Annotated in this window: 3 protein-coding genes; 2 read left to right on the plus strand and 1 reads right to left on the minus strand. The window is 58.2% G+C overall.

All coding sequences use genetic code 11. The features are described 5' to 3' along the window. Positions 1–2,377 (plus strand): TonB-dependent receptor (locus tag AB4043_RS12790; protein WP_442307208.1); only part of this gene is annotated, 2,377 nt, incomplete at its 5' end. 77 nt (positions 2,378–2,454) lie between these two features. On the opposite strand, the gene AB4043_RS12795 is transcribed toward AB4043_RS12790, so the two are convergent. Then, entirely contained in the window at positions 2,455–3,510 is a 1,056-nt protein-coding gene (locus tag AB4043_RS12795; RefSeq protein WP_442302358.1) for an alginate lyase family protein, read from the minus strand. A gap of 263 nt (positions 3,511–3,773) precedes the next feature. Here AB4043_RS12795 and AB4043_RS12800 point away from each other — a divergent pair. After that, on the plus strand, positions 3,774–5,461 hold a 1,688-nt coding region (locus AB4043_RS12800; RefSeq protein WP_442307209.1), incomplete at its 3' end, for a PAS domain-containing protein.

Consider the following 5,461-nt stretch of genomic DNA (forward strand, 5'->3'; position numbering starts at 1 on the left):
CAGCGGTGCAGCCGTGGTTCCTTCAGCAGCCCAGCGGTCGGGTAACTTCAGCGAGAATCTGCCTTCGGGGCCGGCGGCGTCTTCCTGTCAAAGCGGCACATCGACCACCTTCTACGTCTGCAACCCAAAGACCAACAAACCGTACGCCGGCAACATCATTCCGGCATCTGACCTCGACGCGACAGTGCAGAACATCCTCAAGGGCGCCAACGGTCTGCCATCGATTCCCTTGCCGAACGGCGCCGGCAACACGTACGCCGGATATATCCGCAACCAGAACAACACCGATGAATTCCTGATGAAGGTCGACCACCAGTTGACCGCAAACCAAAGGCTCACCGGCGAAGTCTTCGAAACAGCGGGCATCAACTCCCAGAACGCCGGCGGCAACCTGYCGTGGTCACAGCAGAACTATGTCTGGCGTCAGTGGAATGCCAACATAAGCCACGTTTATACGATCAGCCCTACACTGATCAATCAGGCGTGGATCTCAYTTGCGCGCAACCTGGGCGGCCGTGTGAACACCCCGGCACACCAGATCGGCGAGTATGGTTCGAAGTTCCAGGTTCAGGGGACTCCATCGCTTCCTCAGATCGCCGTCAGTGGCTATTTCACCGCCGGTAACGCCATCGCCGGCCCGCGCGCCGGCTCCAACTACTATGAGGTGCGCGACACCATCATCTGGACCAAGGGCAAACATTCCCTTCGTTTCGGCGGCAATGCAGCCCTCGACAAAGACATCCAGGAATCGCTGCTGAACAACTACGGCATCTTCAACTTCACGTCAGCGAAGTCGCGCAGCTACAACGCTCTATCGGACTTCCTCCTGGGACTTCCCAATTCCATGAACCAGGACGCGCCTAGCATTCAGCGGATGAATAGCTGGTATGCCGGTCTGTTCCTGATGGACGACTACCGCATTACCTCCAACCTGACCTTCAATCTCGGCCTGCGCTGGGACATACAGACACCTCCAGTCGACACCGACAACAAGGTGGAGAACTTCAAGTTCGGTCAACAATCAACCACCATCTCCAGTGCTCCGATCGGATTGCTCGTACCTGGCGATAAGGGTGTCTCGCGCGGCATTGTTCCGGTCCACTGGAATCACTTCTCTCCCCGTGTCGGCTTTGCATGGGATGTCTTTGGCAACTCGAAGATCGCGGTTCGCGGTGGCGCCGGTATCTTCTGGGGCAGTATCTCCGGCAACGAATGGGGAGCGGCCGGTCAGCCCTTCTCCTTCCGGGCATCCTTCTCAAACGTGAAGTCGATCACCGATCCCTACGCCAATGTGGCGGGCGGCTCGCCTTTCCCCTACAACTACACACCGTCCGCTCCCCGCTTCACCGCTCCGTTCTCTGTCCCTGGAACGGATCCGAACTTCGACTGGACGTCGACCTATCAGGCGAACCTTACCGTCGAGCAACAATGGACCTCCACCTTTGCAACCTCCGTGGGCTACGTTGGGGCCATGGGGCGGCACCTTCCGTACACAACGGACGTCAACTACCCCATGCTGGTGAACGTCGGCGCCGCTACGCCTTCCACCAGCAACGTCGATCAACGCCGGCCGTACCAGCCGAATCCTCCGCTATCGACCGGCACGGCCACCAACTACCAGGGCATTCCCATTACCTACCAGGGAATCAATATCTTCGGCTCCAACCAGACCAGTGCCTATCACGCGATGCAGGTGACGGCGAACAAGCGCATGAGTCAGCACTTCACGGTGCGCAGCTTCTACGTGTGGGCTAAGAACTGGGCCAGCCTTGGCATGCAGAACAGCACCGCTTCCGTGGCCAACCAGACGAAGCTCTGGCTGGAACGTGGCCGCTCTGACAATGACTACCGCCACATGTTCACCACTTCCGTCGTGTGGATGCTGGACTACTACAACGGCAACAACCGCTACATCAAGACCGCGGCCAATGGCTGGCAAGTCTCTCCGATCGTCCGCTTTCGCAGTGGAGCTCCATTCACCGTCACCAACGGTGCTGATACCAACCTTGATGGTACGAACAACGATCGTCCTAATATCGTCGGCAACCCATACCTTGATGCTCACCGTTCGCGGAACGACGTCATCAATGCCTGGTTCAACACGGCAGCATTCGTTGCTCCAACCACCGCTACCGAAGGCACGACAGGACGAAATACTCTGGACGGCCCGGGATCGAAGTCCGTGGACGTTGCCTTCTTCCGGAACTTTGCACTCTGGGAGAAGACCACGCTGCAGTTCCGTGGCGAATTCACCAACGTCCTGAACAATGTGAATCTCAGCAATCCGAATGCGACCCTGAATTCACCCAACTACGGCAAGATCACTGGCGCAAATTCGATGCGCCAGACGCAACTCGGTGTTCGCCTGACCTTCTAACCAGCACTACTCCAACGGAAAGAGGCCAGCTTTGAGCTGGCCTCTTCTCTTTTGTCTCTCATAAACCGGAACAACCATTATTGTGGCGGAAGCCCGCCCAGGTACATGTAGCTGTGGCTAGGAGCCGCAGCGAGTAGCTTTGTCGTGACAGGATCGGGAAAACGGCGATTGTAGGGTTCGGCCCAGCCGATCGCCTCCCCGGTCGGTGGATCAGGACGCTCCTGCGGAATCCCCGTCTGCTTATCGAAGAACGAGGAATCGACCAGACCTGCCGTCGAGATCGCAATCAACTTCTTCAACGCCCCGGCGTCCTCCGCATAAAGATCAACGCCGTTCGGCAGTCCAAGCTCTGCCAGCATCACGAGCGGTGATGCAGCATACAGGTGATAGTGCAGGGCACGCTTGCCACGGCGCATCTCTTCCGCAAGTGTGCCGTCGGGCCGGATTGCCGCGATCCCGGCTTTCGCCTGCTGCATCGCCCAATCAAAGTCGCTGGGGTTATTCGCCGCAATCCCGATGGCTGCCAGTTCCACTGCCGCCCAGTAGAAGTGGTTCTGGGCTCTGTTACCGCCGCTCTCTTTCGCGCGGTCCTCATAGAACTTCATCGTCTGCGCGCCCACCTTCTCCAGCCATGGCAGAATCAAAGTGCGCTGCGCCGCCGTCGTCTTTGCCGGCCCTCCGACCTTCAGATACGCAATGGCTTCCGCACCCACAACCCATCCCTGGACAAAGTAGGCCTGTGAGGACGACATCTTTCCTGTCAGCGCACCTTCTTTTGCCTGCACTTCCAGGTGCTGCAAGACGCACTTGGCCGCCTGTGCAGATCCGGTCTTTCGAAACTCGTCGGCCGCGGCGACCATCAGATCACCTTCGCGCTTTACCGGACCGGAGGACTCCGCATATGCCTTCTGCTTCACCGGATCAATGATGGAGTGCGTCGGATCGTTGTCTGCGTAGAAGCCATCCGTGACAAAATCCACGGGCAGATGTGCCGGCTCCGGGCAGCTATATGCCGCGCTGGTCTCCTTTACTGGATGCGCATCCCAGGGCGAGTGATACGCGGGGGCGGCAAACGCCACGCTTTTGATCGAAGTTGCAACAAATAGGACAAACGCATACCGAGACATCGTCATGGGAAGGTAACTCCGGGCTGAACCGTAATGGAATGTGAGGCTTCTTCGGTAACATCGAACGAAGGTTCAGAGCGCGTGAACACCGCTCCTCAGAAGCATGCCGATCATAGCACCGGGCCTGATGAAACGTGTCGCTCAAAGAGCGTTGGTATGCCATCAAAGATGGGTCTAGGGCGTTTCTGTCATGAAGCGGTAAGATTGTCGTCGATTCGTTGTGGGCATCTGAGGTGCCGAGTTCTAGGTCAGCTGTCGCCCAGGTTTCTATGTCATGTGCCGTGCTGCGTGTACTCTTTCTTGACAATCGCGAGGCGGATATCCTACCGATCCGGCATGCGCTCGAGTCAGCGGGCCTGCCGCATACCTATCGCGTCGCAGCTACAGGAACACAGCTCAGAAGGGCACTCGCTTCTTCCGGCTGGGATATCGTCATCTGCGCAGATTCCGTTCAGGAGCTCCCCGTCCTGGTTTCGCTTCAGATCGTCCGTGAGCTTGCCCCGGCACTCCCCTTCCTCCTCATCTGCGGAAAGGCCTGCCCTGAGCACATGGACACCCTGGTGAAAGCAGGCGCGCAGGACTATCTCCAGAAAGACGACCTCACCCGCCTGCCCTTCGTCGTGCTGCGTGAGTTGCGAACAGCAACGGAACGGCGAACGAGAATGCAGACCGAGTTTGCCTTGCGCCGAAGTGAGGAGCGTATCCGCCTCGCCGCCGGAGCTGCGAATCTCGGCATCTGGTCCTATAACGTTGCCGCCAATGTCATTGATTGGGATGCGGAGTGTTACGCCGTAGCCGGTGTCTCGCCGGGAGTCATCATCACTCCAGAACTCTTTGAATCACTCATCCATCCCGACGATCGTGTCCGGCGGCGAGAGGTCTTGGCAGAGGCAATTCGGCAGGGCTCCGAGGCGAAGATGGAATACCGCCTTGTGCGTCCCGACGGTGGAGTACGTTGGGTCCTGAGCCATGGACGTGTTTATCTTCACGAAGATGGAACCGTCAAAGAGATCGTGGGCGTAGCTTCCGACATCACCGATCGCAAGGCTGCAGAGCGAGCGCTTCGGGCCAGCGAAGCACGCTTCCGCAGTCTCAGCGCATCCAGTCCGGTAGGCATCTTTCAGGCCGACCTGCAGGCGAACGTCTCCTATACCAACCCTCGTCTCCAGGAGATCTGGCACATGAATGAATCGGAGATCCTTGGACGAGGCTGGACCGCTCGCATCCACCCAGACGACGTCACCCGTCTTGTCGAAGGCTGGTCTGATGCAAGCAGCCGCGGATTTTCCTTCGAGATCGAATACAGATTGCTGCTGCCCGATGGAGAGACCCGATGGATCTTCGGCCGATCCACCGTCTTCTTCAACGAAGCGGGTCTGCCGATGGGGACGATTGGAACCGTGGATGACATTACGGATCGGCGAAGAGCAGAAGAGAGCCTGCGCCGAAGCGAGAAGCTGGCAGCAGTCGGCAAATTGGCCTCGATGATCGCCCATGAGATCAACAATCCGCTTGAAGCCGTAACAAACTTCATCTATCTGGCCGAAACCTCCAGCGAAGTCAATGAAGAGACGCAGTCATACCTCAGAGATGCCCAGCATGAACTTCAACGCGTCTCCCAGATTGCGACACAAACCCTTCAGTTCCATCGTCAGAGCAACCGTCAGACCCGCATCGCGCTATCACAACTGCTGGAGTCTGCGCTGGCACTCTTCGCCCGCCGGCTCAACGAGCAGCAGATCACGGTAGAACGAGACTTCGCAAACGTGCCTGCCATTCTGATTCACGCCTCAGACATACGCCAGGTGCTGGTCAACCTGCTAAGTAACGCGCTTGATGCCATGGCCGGCACGCCTGGGAAGTTACGGCTGCAGCTCCGCCGCGTCTCCACCTCCGCCGACGGCACAGACCGTGTTCGCATCACCGTTGCCGATACCGGCCCCGGAATGGAGTCAGC

Source organism: Terriglobus sp. YAF25, from assembly GCF_052113305.1.
GTDB lineage: Bacteria > Acidobacteriota > Terriglobia > Terriglobales > Acidobacteriaceae > Terriglobus.